The sequence below is a fragment of the Arenibacter palladensis genome (genome assembly GCF_900129275.1).
GTDB lineage: Bacteria > Bacteroidota > Bacteroidia > Flavobacteriales > Flavobacteriaceae > Arenibacter > Arenibacter palladensis.
The window spans coordinates 1,041,625-1,066,755 of the sequence record NZ_FQUX01000001.1 but is presented as its reverse complement, the minus strand read 5'-3'; the positions used below and the strand labels follow the sequence as shown (position 1 = coordinate 1,066,755).

Annotated in this window: 10 protein-coding genes; 8 read left to right on the top strand and 2 right to left on the bottom strand. The window is 39.7% G+C overall.

Annotation, left to right across the window (positions count from 1 at the left end):
• The first annotated feature begins 88 nt into the window (after positions 1-88).
• From BUA60_RS04160 to BUA60_RS04120, 8 genes are all read left to right on the top strand, one after another.
• Positions 89-4,960 carry a fibronectin type III domain-containing protein gene (locus BUA60_RS04160; protein ID WP_178346962.1) on the top strand — a complete coding sequence of 1,624 codons (4,872 nt, stop codon included), beginning with the start codon at positions 89-91 and terminating at the stop codon, positions 4,958-4,960.
• Positions 4,948-5,301 carry a hypothetical protein gene (locus BUA60_RS04155; protein ID WP_072860439.1) on the top strand — a complete coding sequence of 118 codons (354 nt, stop codon included), beginning with the start codon at positions 4,948-4,950 and terminating at the stop codon, positions 5,299-5,301. The genes BUA60_RS04160 and BUA60_RS04155 overlap by 13 nt, the downstream gene beginning before the upstream one ends.
• 232 nt (positions 5,302-5,533) lie before the next feature.
• On the top strand, positions 5,534-6,160 hold the full coding sequence (locus BUA60_RS04145) for a hypothetical protein (RefSeq protein ID WP_072860437.1): 627 nt from the start codon (positions 5,534-5,536) through the stop codon (positions 6,158-6,160).
• A gap of 259 nt (positions 6,161-6,419) precedes the next feature.
• Complete coding sequence (locus BUA60_RS04140) at positions 6,420-6,725, top strand: hypothetical protein (protein WP_072860436.1); 306 nt, start codon at positions 6,420-6,422, stop codon at positions 6,723-6,725.
• Positions 6,726-6,870: 145 nt separating this feature from the next.
• Positions 6,871-7,593, top strand: coding sequence for a hypothetical protein (locus BUA60_RS04135; RefSeq protein ID WP_072860435.1), 723 nt, complete (start codon positions 6,871-6,873; stop codon positions 7,591-7,593).
• Positions 7,594-7,619: 26 nt separating this feature from the next.
• Positions 7,620-12,620, top strand: a complete 5,001-nt coding sequence (locus tag BUA60_RS04130; protein ID WP_072860434.1) for a hypothetical protein — start codon at positions 7,620-7,622, stop codon at positions 12,618-12,620.
• 31 nt (positions 12,621-12,651) lie between these two features.
• The gene (locus BUA60_RS04125) at positions 12,652-14,709 is read left to right on the top strand and encodes a fibronectin type III domain-containing protein (RefSeq protein ID WP_072860433.1); all 2,058 of its coding nucleotides are present in this window, start codon (positions 12,652-12,654) and stop codon (positions 14,707-14,709) included.
• A 3-nt stretch (positions 14,710-14,712) separates the two neighbouring features.
• The gene (locus BUA60_RS04120; protein ID WP_072860432.1) at positions 14,713-20,448 is read left to right on the top strand and encodes a T9SS type A sorting domain-containing protein; all 5,736 of its coding nucleotides are present in this window, start codon (positions 14,713-14,715) and stop codon (positions 20,446-20,448) included.
• 48 nt (positions 20,449-20,496) lie between these two features.
• Here BUA60_RS04120 and BUA60_RS04115 read toward each other — a convergent pair whose 3' ends face one another.
• Entirely contained in the window at positions 20,497-21,735 is a 1,239-nt protein-coding gene (locus BUA60_RS04115; RefSeq protein WP_072860431.1) for a multiheme c-type cytochrome, read from the bottom strand.
• 80 nt (positions 21,736-21,815) lie between these two features.
• A complete protein-coding gene (locus tag BUA60_RS04110; RefSeq protein WP_245802491.1) occupies positions 21,816-25,124 on the bottom strand; it encodes a VCBS repeat-containing protein in 3,309 nt (1,102 codons plus the stop codon).
• Positions 25,125-25,131: the final 7 nt, after the last annotated feature.

The window sequence follows — 25,131 nt, the reverse complement described above, 5'->3', positions numbered from 1 at the left end:
ATCCCCAAGGAACAAGACCCTCGTTGCCGAGAACAATCCGCAAAACATTGTATTTCAATGGACACCCAGAAGTATTAACGTTAGCAATGTGGAATATGAGCTAAGCTTGGTAGAGATTTGGGACACCCAAATAGACCCTCAAGCCGCCTTTTTAAGTTCCCCACCCGTATTTCAGACCACCAATACCGCCACCACTTATGTATATGGGCCGTCCGACCCTCTTTTACTATCTGGAAAAAACTATGCTTGGCGGATACAGGCAAAAGCCAAACAGGGTGCTGAAGAAATCGGACTATTTAAAAATCAAGGGTATAGTGAAATATTCTCCTTTAGCTATGCAGGGTCATGCGATTTGCCCATAGGAATAGGCCATGAAGTAAAAGGCAGCACCAATGCCAATATTTTTTGGGATGATTTTTCTACGGAGGTTCCAGAATATGCTATACGTTATAGACAGAAAGGCAATACGAACGAGTGGTTCTTGAATAAAACCACTACCAACCAATCCACACTGTGGGATTTAAAGGCCGGTACTACCTACGAATACCAATTGCAGAAAAAATGTGTGGTTACAGGTAGCGAATGGAGTGTGACCAAGCAGTTCACCACCTTTTTAGCCGATAATGAAGCCAGTGTTTACCAATGTGGCATAACCCCCAATTTTAGCCTGACGAATAAAGAACCTCTTCCTAAATTAAGTACAGGAGAAAGTTTTGTAGCCGGGGACTTTCCAATACATGTTTTGGAGATAAGTGGTAGCAAAGGACGATTTACCGGTAAGGGGTATGTAACTATTCCCTATCTCAACAGCATTAAGGTTGGTGTTGAATTCACCAATGTTCTCATCAATACCGATAAGCAAATGTCCGAGGGCACCGTGGTTACGGTCTATGACCCCAACTTAGCGAGTATTCTGGATGTGGACGAGGTGGTGGAGACAGTGGATACCATAAGTGATTTAGTTGCCGAACCTTTCGAAGGAGATAATGACCTTGATGAAATACGGGTCAACTTCATGATTCCAAGAGACAGTGTTGGAAATTACATTAAAATAAAGGACGGAATGGTGACCATAACCAATCCGGAAAATGGGGCCTCTATCTCGGAACCTTTGGGTGATGACAAGGTAGTCGTTGATGGTGAAGGCCAAGTCTATCATATTGATGGCAGCGGCGAGATTAGAGATGGAGGTCAGATCGATTCGGGAGGTGCTGTAACCTCCAATAATGTGGAAGGCATATCCACGAACGGGCAATTGGAACGCTTGACAGCAAAGGATATCCAGATAACATTCAAAGAAGTACTGGGGGAATATGGTTTTGACGAGATACCTAGAGCCGCAAATGCCAGTATAAAAAAGGAATACACCACCATACTAGATGCCGATGGTAATGAATACACTTTGGCTCATCAGGCCGTTGAAAAAGGCCAGACAGCTTATGTTGATGCCATAATAGAACAAACAGGCAGCAACCAATATGTATTGGATAGTATTGTATTTAAAACAAAACAGGGTAAAAAAATCCCTGTTGAAATTAGAGGCAATAATACTATTCGGCTAACCCTCAAAGGTCATTACACTTTCGAGAATGAAATCATCTATGCCGTAGTGCCCTCCAAAACGGACAGGACCAAACAGCTGACCGCCGGGGCCTTTACCCTTTGGCATATGACGGATAGACCCGTAGATGTTGTTTTAGTTTCCGTGAGCGGAGGGAACGTGAACGGATTGGCAACCGAGGTAGCCAAAATCTTTAAAAAGGGAGTTGCAACGATTAACATAGAAACGCAGACCTCTAGTGCCGAACTAGACCTGGCAGTATTGGGAGATAATGCCCGTTTGGATATTGGTGATAGTGGTTGGCTCACCAATTACAATTCCGAACAACAAGCAGTCATTGCTGACCTCAAAAATAAAATCGATTACAATATTAATAAATACTATGTATTTGTTTTTGGTAGCGTAGTCAAACCTTCCAAACCTATAGGCGGATTTATGCCCTTACAGAGACAGTTTGGTTTTGTATTTACCGGTAACGACAATCAAAATGCCGATGAAGAAGGTAAAGGGGAGCTGGCTAAAACTATAGCTCATGAAATTGGTCACGGGGTTTTTGCACTACAACATCCTTTTGACCAATACGGAAAGGACACTGAAGGCAAAACCGACTGGCTTATGGACTATGCCAACGGTTCATTACTCAGCCATACGGACTGGAAACAACTTCACAACCCAGAATTGAAGTTTTATGTATTTCAGGATGATGAGGATGGGGAGATTGCTGGGAGGATTTGGTTTACGCCCGATTGGAAGCCTTTTTCAATTGAAAACTCAGGTATTATTAGAGCAAAAGAAGGCTCTAATCGAGTTAAAGGAACGGTGCCCGGTTTCAGGCTAAATAATGGTAGTGCTTATGATGCAAAGTATAGTACAACTGGTAGTTTCGAAGGCTATTTTGCAGAAGGAAATCCTAATCCCTTTGTACTAAAACTCATTCCAGATATACAAAATAACTCTATTGTTTATCTATTTGAATCGGTGCCAAATAAATGTGCTAACACCTATTTGACAAACTACGGGTACGTAAACAGTAATAAAAACAGTCTTAATTTCTCAAGTACTAATTCAAATTTACTCCCTGTTGATATTTCAACTAATTGTGCAACAGATTTGTGTGATTTGGGCCAAGAATATTTTGATTCTTACAAAAACTTACCAACCGTTGAAGGCTCGGAAAAAGATTACCTAAAAAAAGTTGCTGAATTGATTTGCAAGCAAGGTTCCGATGAATTAATTGAAGCCCAAAAAAAGCAATTTAAAGCATGGGAAAATTCAGCAAAGAGTATCGCGCAAAATGTTCAAAAAACATTTAGCTGGGAAAAATATTATAAAGCATTAAACAGTCTTGATCAATGGGTTTCAAATGATATTGATAATCTTTTGCAAATAGAGCAAAGAGATGAACTTTTTGAAATGGCATTTGGCCTGGAAATAGACGTGCTTGAACTTTTAAGTTTAGATAGAAAACTTGAAATGTTTAAGATTATGTTCAATGGAGAACTAGAAAAACTCTTTTACCCAAATCATCATGAGGTAATTGCAAAACTTACAGAAGCAATAAAAGACGAAGAAGCAACTGCTTTTTTAGCTGCATTAGAATCTGAAGAATATAAGATTAACGAAAAGGCCCTTATCTACCATTTTAAAAACAGGCTTAGCGATTACTTTACTGGCGATGCATATTCAGACTTTTTTCGAGAAATTTTACGCCTTTCAACAGTAATGGCAACAGACGGTAATCTAAAGATAGAAACTACTTTAGTTTGGGACATAGAACAAAAAGACTACGTGCTAGTATCATATGTTCAAAACCGTAATGATTTCAGTATTACCTATAACCAAAATACGTACAAAGTATCTGTTAAAAAATGTATTTCATGCTGTTCAGGAACAAGAGGGTGTGGCAGCAACAGAGAACATGATACCTTATTAGATAATGTCTCTCCATTTCACATGATTGGACTTACCATTCTAAATGATGTTTCGCCATTAGCTTCAGGTTGTTCAGAAGACCCTAGAGCATCGGAAATTTGCGGAGAAATGACGCCTGTACCAGCCATTTTCTTAGAATATTTAGGTGAAAATGAAACTAACCAAAGATGGAAAAATTTTGGTTGGAATGCTTTCAATGTAGCCTTAACAATAGGGACCTTAGGAGAAGGTGCTGGTGCGATAACCGCTATACGGGCAGCAAAGGATGGGACAAGGGTTGCCATTGCGTTCCAAAATTCGGTAAAACTTTTCGATTTCGCCTATTCCGTGGCAGACATTACTACGGGTCTTACAGAGTCTGGACCTTACGGGTGTGATAAATTAGAATCAGAAGAAGATAAACAAAAATGCAAAGAAAAATGGGAAGCATGGAAATATGTTTCTTACGCGCTTGCCGCCAAAGGTGGGGTAGACCTAGCAACAGATCTTGCTAAATCTGCTGCAAAAGTTAGCAGATACTCAGTTGAAGAATTGAGAGAATTTATTAGAGCAACTAAACTAAAAAAGAACAATAATGAACTCGAGCAAGCAGAAATTGACGAAATTATTACTCAGCTTGAGGACATTATTCAACGCAACGGACTCCAAGATGATTACCAAACAGCCTTAAAAGAAATTGATGATTTAGCTGAGAATGCGGTTAAATGGTTAGATGACCTTGAAGCTTTGCTTGGAGCTGGTTCGAAAACGAAAATTCAAGGATGGTTAGATGAAGGGTTGGATGCTACTAAAGTTGAACAAGCTTTTACCAACGCTTCTGATAATACTACTTTATTCAATAAACTTGATAATGCTAAAAGTGTTCATCATAGAAAAGTGCTAACTGATGATTATAACGTTCCAGGAATAACTCAAGGGAATTATTTATCAAATTCAGTTGATAATATAAATTATGATGTTATTAGAAATGTTGTCAATAAAGAATTTAAAATGTACAAGAATCAAGCAAGTACATTTATTAAAAATGCTTCACTTAAAGTACGTAACTCTATTGAGATCGTTGAGGACTTAGGAAATGGAATATATCTGATTAAAGTAAAACCTGGCACAAAAATATATCGTGTTTTTGATGGTTACAAACCTTGGGATGATATTACAAGGATAGGAAATACTTTGCCTAATGGTTCATATTGGACTTTTAATAAACCAAGCCAAATATCAGATGTAATTGAAGGAACTGCCGTAATGCCTGAATGGAATGGAATGAGTAAAATAATTGAAATCGAAGTTCCAAATGAAGGGTTATATGGTTGGTATGGGAGAGCTGCCAAACAACCAGCCTCTAGTAATACAACTAGTTTTTATTTAAAAGGAGGCGAAGAACAAGTAATTATCAGTTTTGATCAAAATCAGCAAAATATATCATCAATAACTAAAAGCATAACTTCTGCACCATGGACAAATTAAAAAAGTTATATGAAAAATATCTAAGTGAATTACTGACTGAATCAAAAGAAAAGTTAGAAAGTTTACCTGAATGGAAATTGGACCAGTATTCATCAAATTTTAGCTCAAAAAGTAAAGCTGAAAAAATAAAACACATTCAAGAAAAATTTCTATTAAATGATATAATCTATTCCACCCTAATTAATGACTTGAAACAATTTGAAAAACCAAACTTCCAGCCTGTAAACTTAGAGGTTTTATCGATTGATGATAGACTTCTTGAAGCAAATGGTTATTTAAAAGAGAAAAAAGAGAAAATTTATTCTTTTGTCTCAGAAGTTCAAAAATTGATCCAAGAATAAATGCTTTTAAAACAACTAAATTATCTATTTTTTTTACTTCTAATAATATTTTTATCAGGAGAAAAAGCCACCTATACCAAAACCTCGCAAGCTCGGGCTTCACTACTGCCTGCGGAAGACAGGCTCGTGCCGTCGAGAGAAAGAGGGGCAGGAGTAAAAATGAATTATAACTTAAAAAAATACAGTTCTTAGAAAATTGAAAACTTTAAACTACATAGTAACATTTGGTTTTATGATAGGCGTAACGCTTGGCATACTTTTCATGCTTGTACCGGAATTTTATAGTAAAGCTCAAAAACAAGATGTGTTTGTTTCATTAAACCCCTTACTTGAGTTCAATCTTACCTATTTACCAAATGGTAATTCGTTTGACAAACGATATTTAAAATTGCTTGTTAGGTTCGATAGTGCAACGACATATATAAAGAATTTTTATATACCTGATCAAGAACATAAAAAAATAGAAGTATTTCTGTTTCAATTGGGTGTTTTAAAAGAAGACAACATAAGAAAAATAATTCCGCTATCTTTTAGTAATGACCAACTTGAAAAATATAGTACTGTAGAGGTTACCTATCAAAATAAAAGTATTGAGAAAATTAAAATTAACGACCTTTTTTTAAAGGGCAAAAAAATATCAATAATCGAAAGGGCTTTGTATTTTTTGCTAACCTTAGTTTTCAGTGTCATAGGTTTATTTGGCATATGGCTTGTTGTAGGTTCGGTAAAACTTCATATAGAACATTATCAAAAAACTGGTGAAACACTTGAGATTACCAATTTAATAGCTGCAAAACTTGAAGGGTTTAAATATGTACTTAGAGGTTTTAAATCAGAAAATAAAGATTCGGAAATATGAAAAGAATCCACATAAATATCATCCTATCTTTTTGGTGCAGCCTGCTTTGGGCAGACCTAAACAACTCGCCTCTTGAGACCTGTACTGATCCCAATCAAAGTAGGAATTGCGAAGCTAGGTTGTGTCATTCTGAAACCATGAGAATTATCATCCCGCTGGCGCGAGCGTCAGCGGGGCAGAAATATGGGAAGCATTTGATAATGGAACCGAAATTTTAAGAGGAAGAATTGTAAATAAAAGGTTCGTAAAGCTTAATTAAATGAAAATTAGATTTAAATCAGGTTATTACGGTGTTATTAATGGGAAGGAGTATAGTATTAGTTCCTCTGATAAAGGATGGATGATATACAATCATGATATTCCTGAATCCGAACCTATATTATTATTTAATAAAAAGGATGCAAACAAAAAAATAGGATCTGCATATGTGGTAAGAACTATAGCAAAATATCAAGGTTTTGTTTTTACAATTTTTCAGAACAAGGCTTTAAAAGATGAACATAACGTGCGATTGAAATTGAACAATCTCGATTTTCCCGCTTATGATTATTTTGGGTTTCCATAACGAAAAGATGATGCGAGTATCGTAGTACAAGAAGATGAACTCGAAGAAATCTGGGAAGAAAGGACACCTTTAGCCCGTTTTCCGTTCAAGGTCGATAAAATAAAATATATTAAAAAAGAGGGCAAGTTTTTGTAAGTATCGAAAAATGAGGGAATCAAGATTCATAATATTGACCATTATATATATTGTAATTGCAACGGTATTTACGTTCAAATTTGGACCTGATTTCATCAGAAAAATGGACGATGTGGGCATTGCCTATGATTTTAACCAGGTATCATCCCTTGAACTTAAAATTAGAAAAGAACATGAAGTAAAAAGTTTTGTGATGGGGAACAAAGCGTATGACTCTCTTCCATTAAAGATTGCCTATGATACGACTGACAGAAAACCTAAATATATTGAAGTAGATATGCTTTTAGATACATTGAAGCTCCATTTGGCCTATGATGCACAAGACCCTTCAGAAAAATGGAAAAGGTTCTTAAACATTTTAAATACAAGAGGCCTTTTGGACAGCACAAAAGATTATAAGGTCCAATTGCCCAAAAAGCTATCTGCCGAGAAACTTAGGGGCATGAACGTGAAATTGGTTCTGGACAAAGTAGGGGATTTTGATAATAGGAGCAATTTTGTCTCTATCAACGACATTCATATATATAGTGTCGATAGTAGTTTCAGGTATCTTTTCGGTAAGATAGCCGCATATTTTATAACCATAATATCAGGTTTTGCCCTTTTATTAATAACGATAAACAGAGTTATCCAGTTTTTTAATCATCAAAGAAAAGGCAATGATTATTACGTTCCTTCTTGGGCTGAAGGGATTAAGGAATTGACTAAAAGATTAACGAAAAGTAATAAGTAGACAAAAACAAATCATAACCCAGTAGTATGAATAAAAACTACCTACATATCATCCCATTACTCTGGTGTGCCCTTAGTGCTGAACTTGTTACAGCATCATGGGCAAGTCCGGCTATAGCTTCTTTTGAAAATCTGGGTAGCTCAAATATTGAGGTGTTTGTTAGCTCAAAAGACTCGCTAAACAAAAAAGCGAGCGACACCACCATAACCCTAGAAGTCACCAAAGAACATTTGGCCCAATTACAGCAGATGGCCATGGTAAGAATGGGTAATGCTGGTATAAGATCTGGTTTCCCTATACCAACGGTGCCAGAGCGTAGCCGAAGGCACAATAACTCAATAGCAAATACAGAAGAAGAAAAAACCTTCCGTTCCTTCCCCTCTCTTGACCAAAAACTGGCACAAAAAGAAAATTTCAATGTTTCTTTTACCAACCTTAAACCTGAGTTTACGCATGAATATATTTCCACTAATTTTTCCAGAAATCCCAAAGCGGACACCCTTGTGGTCCAGGCCATAAGGGCTTTCGAAGCGGTTAAGGAATTGGGCAATTTTGTCGATATTATTACGGGCAAGGAATTATTGGAGCTCCCAGTGGGACTAAGCAAAAAAGACTCGACCTCCGGTAACCGTGTAGAACTGGCCATTACCCAAGTAAAATTTACCCCACAATATGCAGAATTCAAGGCCTGGGCAAAAATGATCATTCCCGTTAAAGGACCCAATGGGGAACCTAGTAGAGAAATCTATTTTGGCGGCGAAGGCATAAAACTTTCCCATGATGGTGCGCTTTTGGGAGATATGAAATTGGTCTTGTTAGGAGATCAGGCTATCCCCATGAATGGGGACAACTGGTTGCTTACTCTCAAAGGTGGTGTAGACTTAAAAAATGGTGCCTTTGGGGATCAATCGTTCGTGGAGTTCGACTGTGCCGGGTTAAAGTCCATTGGTTTGGAAGCCGACCTACGGATTTCCAGAAACATTCTTCTTCCCATTACCAGTGGCGGAAATTATGTATGTGGTGAGAGCACGGACAATAAATACCTTAAGGATTCTGATGTTGTAAACAACAAGTGCTATGTAGGCGCATCCTTTAGCGTTAAAGCCAATGGGTGGAACGACCTATTGGTAGATGTGTCACTTCCCCAATTTGAAGTTAGGGGATTAAAAGGTTGGGGGTTCAATATTAAACAGGTGGTATTGGACTTAAGCGACAGTCGCAACGCGACAGGAATAAAGTTCCCAAAAGATTACAACGAGGTGTTGGTACATGGGGAACGAAACCTTTGGCGCGGGTTCTATGCCAAAGAACTAAGTATTATGTTACCCAAGGGAATTGAAAATACCAAAACATCCACCAAAAGGGTAGAATTTGGGGCAGAGAATCTGATTCTGGATAGCCAAGGCGTATCTGGTTCCTTTTTTGCCGAAAATGTTTTGAAAACTGGGGAAGGTTCTGCTGGTAAATGGGCCTTTACTATTGCCGATGTGAGTCTTTCTCTCTCGAGAAATTCCCTGACCGGCGGATCCATAGCGGGAGATATTGCCGTGCCTATTTTTGAGAAACCCATGGACTATACGGGTTATATACAACAAGACGGCTACGGTCTGGCAGTTGGGCTGAACAGCCATTACAAAACTCCCGTTTTTCTAGGTGAAATGCAATTGGAGAAAAATTCCAGTGTCGCCATAGATATAACAGACGGCAATGTATATCCTTCTGCCAATCTCTCTGGACAACTGTCCATAGTTGGCAAAATTGGCCAGAAAGAAGGAGAGGAGTCGCCCTCCGAAGAAATGGCCACAAATAGTGGTAAAGGATTTAATTTTCCAGGTATTGTTTTCGAGGGATTAAAGTTGGAAACAGAACCGGGCAAAAAACCCATCAGTGCCAAAAGCTTTGGATTTGAGGGTGAAATGAAGCTGATGAATTTCCCGGCTTCCGTGGAAAAGTTGGAATTGGTTACACCCAGCAATCAAGTTGGACTTTCTTTCGACCTAAAAATAAATTTGGACGGTGAAGGATCCCATGCCACTACTAGTATGCAGGTAATGGGAAAATTAGAAGACGGTGCTAAAATACAGAAATGGCAATTTGAAAGGGTTAAGGTCAATGGAATTGATATTGATTATGAAAAAAGCGGAATTACCTTAAAAGGTGCCTTGGAAATAATGGAAGACCATAGTTGGTATGGTGATGGATTTCGAGGTAATGTTACGGCAACCATCAAAAGTGTCAACTTAAAAGTCGAAGGTAAAGCCATTTTTGGCGTGAAAGATTTTAGATATTGGAACGTAGATGTTTGGGCCAAAAACGACGAAAAAAGTAGTACAAAATTTATGATAAATTCTATGGTAGGAGGTATATCCTATCGTATGAAAAAGATTCGAGGTAATGAGGATGGTTTTTCGCCCTCCTCTGCGGTTTACCGTCCCAATTTGGATTATGGTTTAAGCGTCCGTGCCGGAGTGGATATAAGCACTCAAAATTCGGATACATTTAGTGGAAAGGCTTATTTGGATATGGCATTCAACAGTCACGGTGGATTAAATAGAATAGGCTTTACTGGAGAAGGTGCCTTTATGGGAGACAAGACCAGTGGCGGCCTTGACAGCTCAGATTTTGGTGCCTTAAACAAAACCTTTGAAAAGGTAAACAATTTTGTAGAGGAAAATAAAGAAATCGCAGATCAATTGTCTAAATATGGCAACTTTATGGGACTTGCCAAAGAATCGATTCCCGTCCACGATGTTGCCGCTTCAGGAAAAGTCGGGGTTTATGTGGGTATAGAAAAGGACTTTGTAAACCAGACCTTTGATGGAGAGTTTGAACTATATCTGGATTTGGAGGGCGTTAAGGGCGGAGGGGTAAACAACCTTGCAGGTTATGCCAAAATGCATACGGGTCCCGAGGATTGGTATATTTATATTGGTACGCCCCAAAAGAGAATAGAACTTTTGTTTCAGGTAGGAGTACAACTTCGGATAGGGGGCTATTTTATGACCGGCACACAACTGCCTTCTCAATTGGATCCCCACCCCATGGTCGTTAAAATTTTAGGGGATGATATGCTCAACAGCAACCGTCAAGAAAACCAGCTACAATCGGGCAAAGGTTTTGCCTTTGGACTAAATTTTGGATATGGCTATAATTTTGATTATTTAATTTTCTACGCCTTTGTAGAGCTGGGAGCAGGCTTTGACGTGATGCACGCTTACTATCCAAATGCAAAATGTGTTGGGCGTCATGGTCCCATAGGCAATAATGGCTGGTACTCTATGGGGCAAGTTTATGCCTATCTATATGGAGAATTTGGAGTGAAGGTAGACCTAGCCTTTATTAAAGGTAAATTCCCTATTGCTGAGGCAGGTGTTGCCGCAATGTTACGGGGTCAATTCCCAAATCCGGCTTATTTTCAAGGCTATGTAGGTATGTATTACAAAATTTTAGGGGGACTCGTTTCAGGTCGAATGCGATTAAAAGTTGAAGTTGGTGAGGAATGTGAGTTGGAAAATATTAATAATGCAGTTGGTGTTCCCATGATATCGGATGTGTCACCCAAGGATAATAGTGACGATATTTCGGTTTTTACCGCCCCTCAAGCCGTTTTCAATTATGCCGCCAATTCAGATTTTAAAGTTGAGTTGGATGATGGGGTCCGTACTTTCAAATTACAATTGAAAAATTTTACCGTCACTTCCGAAGGGGAACAATTGAAAGGAGAGTTGGAATGGAACGATACAAATGATGCAGTTACTTTTAAACCAAATGAAACCCTGCCCTCAGAAAAGGAAGTCAAGGTGGTGGTCGAAGTTAGCTTTGATGAGAAAATTGGGGGCACTTATCAAACAATGGTTGAAAATGGCAAACTAGTAATAGAAAAAAAAGAAATCACTTTTAAAACAGATCGCGCCCCGGACTATATTCCATTGGAAAATATAGCCTATATGTATCCCGTCATTGAACAACAAAGTTTTTATCCGGAAGAATATAGCAAGGGATATGTTAAAATGAAAACTCCCCAGAATTATCTCTTCGACAGCGGATTTGAAACAAGGGCAGAGTTTGTTTCTTCGACTAGTAATCTAGGTACCCGAACAAATTTGACTTACGACAGATCAAAAGCCACTGTATTTTATGAAGTGCCAGAAGGCATGTCCCTAAATTCCAGTTACAAATTAAATTTACTGGCTTTCCCTCCAGGGTCGGATATTAAGACCGAAATAATTGTAGAAAACACAGAAACCCTTGCCGATCAAGAAAGCGGGGATACAAATTGGTTTGACCCTTTCACTGGAAACCAGGATACGAGAAACATCTCCGGTAGTGCCGTAGTTTCCAACAAAAAAGCTGCCAATATTACCATTTCCAACGGAGCACCCAAATCCATTTTGGATTATGGCTTCAAAACTAGCAAGCATCCTAGCTTTAAGGACAAAGTGAAGGAATTAACGGTTACCAATAACCTTACCAACTACATCTTTGCAGATGTTCATTCCTTATCCGTTAAGGTAGCCGACTATGAATATTTGGAAAAATTAGAAGTCTTGGGAGGAAAATATACCAATTCCAAACCCTTGGTATACCCCCAAGCAATATTGGACGATTCCTATTATAAAAAGAAAATATACCCACTTATTTATGAAAATTACCCCCTTGATGGTGACATTAGTGTGAATCGGGACGAAGCTCTACTAGGATTACCCCCTGTCCGTTCATTTTATATAGGCAATGAATATTTGGCTAATCTGGAGAACAACCCTAATTCATCATGGGTGAAAAACAGGATTCCCTATGTATATAATTTACCGTATCAATATAAAGTGGACATGGTCTATTTAAGAGATAAAATCCTAAATAGATATTATGGAAGTGATGGCAATATTTCTCAGTATGAAAGGTACAAATATTTAATTGAAAGTCCCTTTCCTCCCTTGCCCCTAGGTAGTTTTAAGGCACAGCTGATTTACAGAACACCAGGTGATATTTATCAAAAAGGATATGAAATAAAATATGTGAACGACTAGCTCACCACTCATTGAAAAAAACTAATATACAGTGAAAAGACTCGTTATATTACTCTTATTAACCTCAAGCCTCTGGGCTCAAGATACCGCTTCGGTCAAGGTTATAGCTCGCTCCTTGCCCAACAAGGTAATATTGCGATGGGCAGTGGACCAGCCCTTGGCATGGAAGAATGCCAATGAATTAGGCTTTTGGATAGAACGGGCAACCATTTCAAGGAACGGCCAAGCTGTGCTACCCATAGAAAGGAAACAATTAGTTACACAACCACTAAGACCAAAACCTTTGGAAGAATGGGAGGCACTTGCCTTACAAGATCAGAATGTAGCTATATTGGCCCAAGCTTTATATGGTGAAACCTTTGAAGTTAGTCCTCCTGGAAATCAGATGGGTGCTGTCTATGCTATAAACGATGAATTGGAACAGCGTTTTACTATTGCCTTGGTAGCTGCAGAACAAAACTATGAGGCTTCCAAATTGGCGGGATGGGCCCTAGAGGACCCTTCGGTTATTGCTGGCGAAAAATATGTTTATTCTGTATCGGTAGCTTTACCACAACATAATAATATTACCATTAACAATGGAACGGTATATGCTAGCCCAGATATGCACGAAGTCCTTCCGAAACCCATAGGCTTGGCTGGTGTCTTTACTGATAAAAAAGTTTCATTGAGCTGGAATTTCAATTTGCTACAACATGTTTATTCCAATTACCAAATTGAAAGATCTCGAGACAATATTTCTTTTGAACCATTAAACGGGGTCCCTATATTCAATGCCCAACAACCCAAGGAAGCCTCCGAAATATCCATGTTCTATATGGATTCTATACCCAATAACACAAATTTCTATTATCGCATTATAGGTAAAACTGCCTTCGGGGAAACGGGACCAAGTTCTGACATAGTTCAGGGCAAGGCGGAAGAAACATTGGGTTTTGTTCCCCGCATATATCAAAAAGAACTGCCTACGGATAATAAGGTAATACTCCGATGGGAATTTAAGGAGGAAGGGAACAGATTAATTGATAAGTTTCAACTGCGCAAGGCAAACCACAACAAAGGTCCTTTTCTAACAGTAGTAGATAATATTCCAATAACGGCAAGGGAAATAACCTATGATGGTTTGGATAGGGTAAATTATTTTACCATCGTTGCAATGGGCAAAAATAATGTGGAAAGTGAATCCTATTCCACTTTGGTCCAACCAGTTGATTCCCTGCCCCCCTCTACCCCAATTGGCCTTAAAGGAACAATAGATACTACTGGAGTCGTTAAACTGTCTTGGTTAAAAAATCTGGAAGAAGATTTGGGGGGATATCGAATCTACCGTTCCTATAATCCTCAGGCGGAGTTTAGTGAAATCACACAGACTACTTTTAAACACGAAAACTATAAGGATACAGTATCAATAGCCAATTTAAATAAAAAAATATACTATAAGATATTGGCGGAGGACCAACGTTTTAATCGTTCAAAGTTTTCCGAGGTGTTAGTCATGGACAAACCGGATATTTTTCCGCCATCTTCGCCTATTCTGGACAATTATGAAGTAACTACAGATGGGATTAGGATTTATTGGATTCCCAGTAGCAGTCCGGATGTTAGCTCACATATTGTATATCGAAAATCTGGAGGGGAGCAGAATATCCAATGGGAGAAATTATTTGAATCCAAGACATTACAAGATTCCACTTTTCATGATTCTACATTGCAAGATTCAAATGTATTCAGTTATACCGTGGTAGCCAGGGATTCGGTTGGATTGGAAAGTATCCCTGCCAAACCAGTTTCGGTTACATGGGCCGGAAAGGCAGTTAAAGATGAAGATATAAAGTTTTCTGGAACCGTAAATCGCGAATTGCGGTTTATTAACCTAACATGGAAAGTCAGGGATTTTCATGTTTTGGAGTACCGTTTATTTAAAGGGAAAGAAGACAAGGGGCTAAGGCTATACAAGACCTTGAATGGAACTTCCAAAGGGTATAACGATGTGGATTTGGAGATAAATTCAAATTATACTTATGGGTTGCAAATGGTTCTTCCTGGCAACCGGACTACTTTCATAAAGAAGATTAATTTAAAGTATTAGGTTATGAGGAAATTATTTCTAGTTATTTCAATTTCTTGCGCATTTATTTTATCTAATACCCTTTTTTGTCAGGAACAAGAATATGATGTTTACGTGAATTATAGTTTTTATTCCTTTGACTGGAATGGTTCCACAGGAGCCAGAACCTCCTTAACCAACTTTCGATTATTTTTCCCAGATGGTTTTCAAATGAATTTCAATAGAACATTTGAATCTTCATTCATTGGCCCATCAACCGTCGTAGATGGAGTTTTTTCAGGTAGAACCACCTCAACAACGTTAACTTATTTAAATAATTTGTATATCAACGAGTATTATGCCACTGATAATGGAAGTGTTAACTCTATAGGCACTAGTGCTAGTAGTTATTTCATGACTGATTTCAACCCCCAAGGCTGGTATATGTCCGGCATGGTAAGTATACTCCAAGAAATAGAAATAGAAGCCCCAAGTCTTGACCCTTTATGTTACCAAGATCAAATAAGGCTTGAGGCAACATCAGGTCATCCAATAAACTATATTTGGGAATATAAAGGAGTTAATGATGTTGATTTTATTCCATTTGGCGGTTCAACATCTTATCAAAATGTTAGTTTGCTGGACCTATACCCCGATTACAACGTATTATTGGAAAACTTGAATAAAACTATTGAATTTAGAATTCATAATACCGCAAATAATTATTACTCAAATATTGTAACATTTTCCTGGGCCGGATGTTCACCGAACCTTATCCCCGAATTAACAATAACCGATAACGAAACCTGCCATGGTGACAATGACGGCAGCGTTACTTTAACTTTCGAAGATGATGTAGCCGAAGGTTTTCAAATGCGTTATTTTCTTTACGAAGGTTCACATCCAGGGAATCCAAGCGAAACTGAACTCAAAGCCAATGACCCAACTTTTCCTGGAACCACTAAGCAGACTATATCTGATCCATTATTGACGCTTACTCCAAATGTAAATGGCTACAGTGGAACTGTAACTGATTTGAGTGGAAGCAGTATCGCTGCCAACGGCTCTACTTTAAATTATGCCGATTATTTCATAGTTTATCAAGAAGTGGACTATTCTATAAATCCCGTTGAAGTAAAAAGCGGAGGGATAACACCTACTACTTTTAGAATTTCTAGGCCAAGCGAAATTTCAATTTCCATTCCTTCTGAAAATATCATTCAACCTAATTGCTTTGGAGACAAAGGATCAGTAACTATAAACGGATTTGGCGGCGGTTTCGCTCCCAATGAAAATACATCATTAGAATATGGTATTCAAGGGGATGATGAGAGCTGGAATTCGAATCCCACATTTTCTTACCTAGAACCCGGAAAATACATCTTTTTAGCGCGCAGTCCTACTAAGTGTACAAGTTTACCATCTGAAGAAATCATTATTTCTGCACCTCCTATACTAACCTTCACCAAACCTTCACCAGGAATCACATCATCAAGTTCCACTATGAATGGTGTAATAGGTATAAACTATAACGGAGGAACGCCCAATTATACTTTTGAATTGGCAAAGGAAAATGAAACTACTCTCGAATTTGAAACTATTACAAACCCAGAATTAATCCACAATAGTCTAAACCAAAAAGTTGAATTTCAAGAATTAGGAATTGGCACCTATAAGATAACTATAACAGACAGTAACGGTTGCAATCTAACTTCTGAAAATATTTTAGTTACCACGATTCCTCCCCCGCAGATAGTTGATCAGCAAGTGAATCAAATATTATGTCCAAATGGAAATAATGGGAGTATAACCCTAACTATTTCTGGAGGGGTGCTTAATTATAACTACCAATGGACTATTAACGGGGTAATGTCCCCCATTCAAACTACTGGAAATCAAACAATTTCTCTAAACAACCTATCAGAGCCTGGAGAATATATTTTAAAAGTCGCTTCAACCGGCTTTACCGAGTTTGATGACCCCTCAGGATATGTTAGTACCACCATTACAATGAACCCTCCAGAAGAAGTTATTATTGCTTCTGCCACCCCAAATAATATTAGCTGTTTTGGGACCCAAGATGGAGGCATTGCGGTGACTGCCTCAGGTGGCTCTAGCTACGAATACAAATTAGGCTTTTTTGGTACATGGACCCCTCTTGATAACGGTACAATTCCGATAACCCGTGGCGGATTCTATGATCTTTATCTCAGAAACCAAAATAATTGCGAGGCAGACCCCGTAATTGGTGTATTGGTCTCTGAACCAGATGAACTAACAGTCTCGTCGACTTCTGAAAATGCTACTACAAATGGTGGAAATCAAGGGGGAATAACGCTTAACATAGCTGGAGGAACACCCTATTCGCCACCTGCCGAGGCATATGCGATTTCTTGGGCCAAGGACGGTCAACCTTTTACACCTCCAACTGGATCCACGAGTTCCAATCTAATTAATTTGGAAGCCGGCGAATACATTGCCCAAATTATTGATGCCAATGGCTGTTCACCCATTATTAACTCTCCAATTACAATAGACGAGCCAGGTCCATTGGGGATTACAAGTCTTACCTCTACACCCGTTCTTTGTATGGGGGAAGCAACTGGCAGTATATCAGCAGCAGTGACTGGTGTAGCACCTTTCAATTACATATGGGAACGACAGGATGGCCAACCTATTATATCACCAAATACCCCAACTATTGCTAATTTGACCGAAGGCATCTATATCCTAAGGCTAACAGATGCCTCTGGGGACCCGGAAGTTACTGACACCGTTACCGTAACAGAACCCCTAGAGACTTTGGAGGCAATAGTAGTACCTACGGCGGCTTCTTGTTATGGTGGTAATGACGGGAGTATACAGATTAACGCTCTGGGAGGCACCGCTCCATATGAATATGCCATCGATGATGGCTTCGGATTTCAAGTAGATGATACATTTAACGATTTAGCCCCAAGAACTTATGTAGTCATTGTGCGTGATAATAACTTATGTGAATTCACTACCACAGTAGAAATTATTGAACCAATACAAATTTCAGTAACTGAAAGCATTTCCAACGTTACATCTACCGGAGGTTCAGATGGCAGTATTAACCTTGAGGTGTCAGGAGGAACAGAACCTTATGCCTACAGTTGGACCGGACCTGGAATTACAATCCCAAGGACCACTAAGGATATTGATGTATTAGTAACAGGTAATTATACAGTGGAAATCACCTCTCCAGGGAATCAAGGTGTTATAGACGGTTGTTATTTCGCCCAAACCTTTTTCGTACCAGAACCTGGTCCCTTGTCTATAAACAACATTACTAAAACAGATGTAAACTGCTTTGGCGAAACCACCGGCAGCATTACCACAATGGTAACTGGAGAGGGAACTATCGTTTATGAATGGACTTTTACTGATGGAAGCCCTATTCCAATAAGCAACGGCACAGATGGCCCTGACATTACTGGCATTGAAGCCGGGAGTTATATGTTGACCGTTACCGATGACAATACAACGACTTCATCGCCTCCAATTGCGATCAATCAACCAAGTGCACCACTCAATATAACCAATATATTCACTACAGATGTAAGTTGCTTTGGTGGTTCCGATGGCAGTGTTCAAATAGAAGCCTTTGGTGGAACAGGAGCCTATACTTATTCCTTGGATGGCATTAATTATCAGAACTCCCCCTTCTTTAATGGACTGGCCCAAGGTAGCATAGTTGTCTATGTAAGGGATAGTAATAATTGCGATTTTATATCTCCCAATCCAGTAATTATCAATGAACCTCAAGAATTAAGTTTCGTTATCGACCTACAGCAACCACTTTCAGCGGCAAATGTCTCAGATGGAGCAATTAGTATATCAGCATCCGGAGGGACTGGAAGCCTGAGTTATAGTTGGACAGGACCGGATGGATTCACTTCAACTAATGAAGATATTATTGACTTGGAAGCTGGAGAGTACATACTGACCATTACCGACGATAATTATGCCCTCAACAACGACCTTGGCTGTCTATTGGTATCCAGTCCTATAACTATTGCTGAACCTGGAACTCTACTGGTGGACCTAGTTCAAACAGTAATGCTGGAATGTAACGGAGATGATTTCGGTGAAATTATGGCCACCGTTCAAGGTGGAGTCCCCCCTTATTCCTACGAATGGTTTCAGGTAACAAACGGTAATTCTATCTTGGAAGAGGATACAGAAATTATTGGTAATCTCTCCACGGGAGAATATTTTGTCAGGGTTACCGATGCCAACTCAATTTCGACAGAGTCCTTACCAATAAGCATAACTCAGCCTGGGGTATTGGATATAACAGTAGTCGAATTAACCGGTGTGTTATGTAATGGTGGCGCAACAGGTGCTATTGAAGTCTCCGTATCTGGTGGTACCGGGCCATATAATTTTCTCTGGAGCAATGGGTCCAATACCCAAAATTTAATCGATTTGGAACCAGGGGAATATTCTCTGGAGGTCTTTGATGACAATGGTTGTTTTGAAGAAACCACTGTAACGATAAATCCAGCTCCCGACCCAGTTCGCATTGTTGATGCTACTGCGAGCAATGTTTCACAATACATGGCAAATGACGGTAAAATCTCACTTCAAATAGAAGGAGGAACTACCCCATATGCTATAAATTGGATTAGACTTTCGGATAATATGGAAATGGGAAATACGCAGGAAATCACAAATCTAACCGCAGGCTCCTACGAAGTTTCTATTACTGATAACAACGGCTGTAGCCTCACCGCAATATATGATATTTCCCAACCCGATATTGTGGAGGAAAACATCACACAAACTAGCTGTTATGGCGAAAATGATGGCAGCATAGAGGTAGTTGTAAATCAAGGTAACGGAACATTTACGTACAGTTGGGATACCGGAGCCTCAACGAACAATATTACAAATTTGGCTCCAGGAAATTATACCGTAAACATCAATGGTTTTGGCAATAACACTCTAGCAAGAACTTATGTAATAGAAGAACCAATTCCATTAGTAGTGGATTTGGGTGAGGACAGGACCCTTTGTAATGGACAGGTATTAGTGCTGAATGCAACTGCAGACGATTCGAATGCCACTTACAACTGGACTTCCGACAATGGGTTTTCCAGTTCCGATCCAAGCGTTACAATTAATGAAAGTGGCAATTATTCTGTAGTGGTTACCAACCAAAATGGCTGTTTGGCGATGGATGCTATTTTTGTTGACGTTACAGATGATGAAATAAATGCCGAATTCGCAGTTTCCAGTCAAGTTTTTGTTGGGGAGTCCCTTATAGCCGTGGATATTAGCTACCCCCTACCCGAAACCCAACAGTGGATTTTGCCAGATGGTGGCACGGTGATAAAGCAAGATTCTGACGAAGCCGAACTTGTATTCAACCAAGCTGGAGAATACGTAATTGGAATTATCACAAAAATTGGGGAGTGTTGGGCGCAACAGACCAAAAAAGTGCTAGTGGTGGAAAATGAGACTTTTAACTCTGGTGAAGGGGAAGAGGACCCAAGAAAACTTATCGAAGATTTTATCATTTATCCCAACCCGACAAGCGGAGAGTTCGTGGCTGATATAACCCTATCCGAAAGAGGAAATATAAGCATCAAGATATTCAATTTCGCCAACAACGCCCTAATGGCCTCTGAAAAGGCAAGAGGAGAACGGTCTTATAACATTCCCTTCGATATCTCCGGTCTGCCCTCTGGAGTATATGCCGTATTGCTCGAAACCCCGTATGGCAATTCCCTAAGAAAGGTAATCCTTAATTAAGGAATCCTTGGGCCAAGAACATCAATTGTATAAGAATAGGGATGCCAATTAATCCCTCCACAATTCCTGTTCATAGATTCCAATTAAATGAGTCCTGATATTAAAGGAGGTTTCCAGACTATCTTGGTCCAACTGCACCATCATGGCTTGGGATGGGGTAGTGGGCATATGGCAGGTAATACAATTATTGGCCATGATATACTTGTCCGTGCCCGTATTGGAACAGACTGTTTCCCCTTCCTTATGACAGCTTATGCATTTACTGTTGAAATAAGTGGCATTCCCCCGCTGCTTTCTATGGGGGTCATGACAAGTGCTGCAATCCATGGTGGCCGTTTGTTTAAAACATTCGCTACTGGTGAGAAGTCCGTATTGATTGCCATGAACGTCCAACTTTTGTCCTGGGCTGCCATTGTCCACATTTTTGGAATATTGGCTTAGGTCTTCCCCTGTTGCATAGGAAAAAGCATCTCCCTTCAAAACAATGCTTCTAAGCCCTGAATGGCACTGGGCGCAAAGATCCAACCGCTGTTGCCTGGGAAGGTCCTCAATTTTTAAGGTAAATTTTGCGGCAGTTGCCTCGGGGTTTTCCCGGTGGTAAACCACATGCTTGGCAGAGGCACCATGGCAACGTTCGCAGTCTATACCGTATATCATCTGGTCCTGATCAAAACGATTTCCTTTGGAAGAAGGTTCCAATCCTTTGGCATAGGTGATATGGCATTTAAGACAGGCGTCCCGTATGGGCCTGGGTTCATCATAATAGGTAGGATAACCCGGACTGTTCACCCAACTGTCCGTTGGGGTGTAATAAGAAACCTGTAACTGATACAATTCGTCCTTTTCCCAACTAAGATAGGACTGGCCCCTTACGCCCGATCCAATTACAATATCAAATTTGGAAGGCGGAATCTCGGTACTCCTATTCTTGATCTTGGTATGTTGATAAAAATATTCCCCATCCCCCAACATTTGAAACTCTACGGCTTTTAGGTCCAAAATATTTGACCCCTCCTTAAAACTACCCTTAATATTGGACGAATCGGCTATGGCCCCACTGTTATAATGTGCCGTATTTATATGGGCGTTGTAAATGTCCCCGTGGCATTCCAAACAGGTTTTGGAACCTACAAAATGTTCCCCATTGTCATGGGTGGCCAACACTTGGGGATTAAAATATTCCGATTCCTTTTTTCCGTTTTTGCAATGGAACACCAAAGCGGCAAGCCCCAACAGCATTATAACCATTATGGAATTCTTAAAGAACTTTTTATAGATCATAGCCATATAAAACCCCCACCAATTACTTTAGTATATTGAAATAGACCCAACATAAGAACGTTGGGTCTATTGATAATGCCAATTGACTAGTTCACCTTTATCATTTGCATAAAATCGTCGTTTTTGGCTACCAGCAAATGTTTTTGGCCCTTAACGGAAAGTAGTTCCATTCCCCGTACATCTCCCACAATTTTTAGACCGGATTCCATCATGGTCCTGGCCATGAAATTCCCGGTTCCGTCCCCTTGTAGAAAGAGTCCAAAACTGGAATCGTTCCTAGGGGTTTCTACCTCGGCATTATACAAATTTCCGGCTAGGACCACGTCCAAGTTTCCATCCTTGTTGAAGTCGTCTACCACAAATTTGTTTATACTGGAAATCTGGGCCAATTGGGGCAATGGCCTTGCTGCAAACACCCCATTATTGTTTTCCAGATATATACTGGCAAAGGAAGTAATCTCATAGCTCAGGGACTCCTCCAATAATTTGTCCGTGTAAATTTGCTTTAAGGTGGCGCTTGCGAAGGAGTTATAATCCTGGAACTTCATCTTTATTGCCGGCATTTGCTGTGAGGAACATTGTCTTCCACGTACAGGAAATTCGGTTTCCCCTTTTTTATAGCTAAGTACTATGTCCGAAGTTTCATTGCTGTCAAAATCATTTAAATACACTTTAAAGGGCGACTTGGAACTGGCCTGATACTTATAATTTTTACCCAAATTACCTACTATCAAATCCTGATCCCCATCATTATCAAAATCCCCTTTTTCCAACGAGAACCACCAGCCCGAGGTATTACCTTGAACGAGTTGATCGGATACATCTTCAAAAACACCCTTTACATTCCTATAGAATTTAATGGGCATCCACTCCCCAACGATTACCAGGTCTTCCCATCCATCATTATCAAAATCTATCCAACTCGAAGCGGTTACCAGCCCCAAGGATTTTAACCCTGGCAATACCTTTTCTGTAGCATCCACGAATTTCACTCCCTCTGGCGTACTTACATTTTCCAATATATAGGAATCCGCAGGGTAAGGGTATTTCTTGGGAACAAGCCTACCGCCAATGAACAGGTCCAGATCGCCATCTTTATCAAAATCGGAGGCAGAAACATTTAAACCACTAATTTTTGTATCCGGAATGGCATCCTTGTTGCGTTGAAATTTACCGTTGCCCAGATTTTCATACAAGCGATCTTCATAGCCCAAGGAATTGGGCTTAAACTCATTGCCTCCACTGGCAATATAGAAATCATTGTCCCCGTCATTGTCCGCATCAAAAATTAAAATGCCAAGGTCTTCATAGTACTTATCTTGCACTAGGTCCGGAATAATAAGTTCCGAAAATTCACCTGAGGCATTTTGAAGGTACACCGCCACATTCTGTCCTACTGCCCCCCCAACAATATAATCGTCCAATCCGTCCCCATTCAAGTCCCCTGTGGCCAATGATGGGCCCAAGGTAGAATTCTTGTGGGGCAATAACACCTCTACCTCAAAATCGTTGAAAACATTTTCATTATGCTTAAATAAATCCAGAGAATCAATAGTTTCAAATAGCTTTGGAGACTTATCCTCGGATTTAACGGAACTGACCAACTCGTTCTCATCATAGTTGATCGTTAGTCTCTGATTGGCCTTTATTTGATCCAACTTTGTGGTTGATCCGTTGGACCAAGCCACCACAATACTGTCTACCTGTTTGGCCTGTCCCAGTCCAAAATGAAGCAGTGGCGACACGGAGGACAAATAGCCTCTAACCGTATTGTACTCCTGAACCTGTATCCCATCCGATGTATAAATGGAAACTTTGCTTCCATTGGGCAAAACCTTGCCTTGGCCTTTTAGTTCCAAGGTCAGTTGGTTGCTTCCGGTGGCATTGTTCCTATAAATACTGGCGGTATCCTCCAAATTATTGATAATCAGATCCAGATCCCCATCATTGTCCAAATCGGAATAGGCCACGCCGTTGGAGAATGTTTTTTCTTCAAAACCCCACTCATCGGTCTTTTTGGTAAAGGTTAGATCCCTATTGTTCTGGAACATATAGTTGCTTAGCTTCTCCGAAGGCAATTCCTCCAAATACTTTAAGAGCTCCACCTCCTCTTCCTTATTTTTGTAATTGGGGTCCTTTTCCATTTTATTGAAAAATTCCCGGTATTTAGCATAAAAATCCTTATTGTTTACGTCCCTACGGATACCGTTGGTAATAAACAGATCTTTCCATCCGTCATTGTCAAAATCTGCCATAAGTCCGCCCCAACTCCAATCTGTGGACGACACCCCGGCCAGTCTGGCTACATTACTGAACAGGGGCAGCTCACCAGCTTCATTCCCATTATTCATTTGAAGTGAATTCTGCATATATTGGTGGTGCAAACCAACATTAACGGACTTATAAAAAGCCGCAGGATCCATGGAAGACATATTGGCCTTGGATCTAAAGTTGTCCTCGGCAGACATATCCAACTGAAAAATATCCATAAATCCATCGTTATTAAAATCGGCGATGTCAGCACCCATTCCAAAGAAGGAAATCTGCTGTAAACTGGTATTTATTTGATTGGTAAAGGTTCCGTCCTGGTTGTTGATAAACAAAAAATCCGGCGCATTAAAATCGTTGGATACAAAGATATCCGTATAGCCATCGTTGTTGACATCCGAAGCTACAACTCCCAGACTAAGCCCAAAGGAGCTTAATCCCGCTTCCACGGTAACATCCGTAAATTTGCCATTGTCATTGCGATAAAGTCTGTCGGAATCCTTTATTTCATGATGGTCCAACATATACTGATAGTACTCCACTGGGGCTGTAAAGCTGGTAGGGGGATAATTGATGACGTATAAATCCAGATCGCCATCCCTGTCATAGTCAAAAAAGGTAGACTGCATACTGATCCCATCACAGTCAATTCCGTATTCCGCTGCCTTTTCGGTAAAGGTATTGTCCTTATTATTGATATAGAGAACATTGTTATTGGGACCATTTTTTCCACCTACGGAGCAATAGATATCCAAATAACCATCTTGATTAATATCTACGAATGTAGTTCCGGAATACCAACGCTCATCACCCATTATTCCCGCACTTTCCGATATATCCTCAAATTGAAGATCCCCCTTGTTCAAATACAGCCTATTCGCCACCATATTTCCGGTAAAGAAAATATCCTCCAGCCCATCATTGTTTACATCGCCAACTGAAACTCCTCCCCCAAGATACATGTAAGGGTAGGTGAAATAGTTATACTTATGGGTTTCTGTAAGTTTATTTTTAAAATCTACACCGGTCTTGGCAGCGTCCAATTTGGAAAACAATTGTGTTGACTTTGGTTCACACGCTAATACCAACAGTGCCAAAAAAATAAAATAAATTAATTTCTTCATCATAAATCTG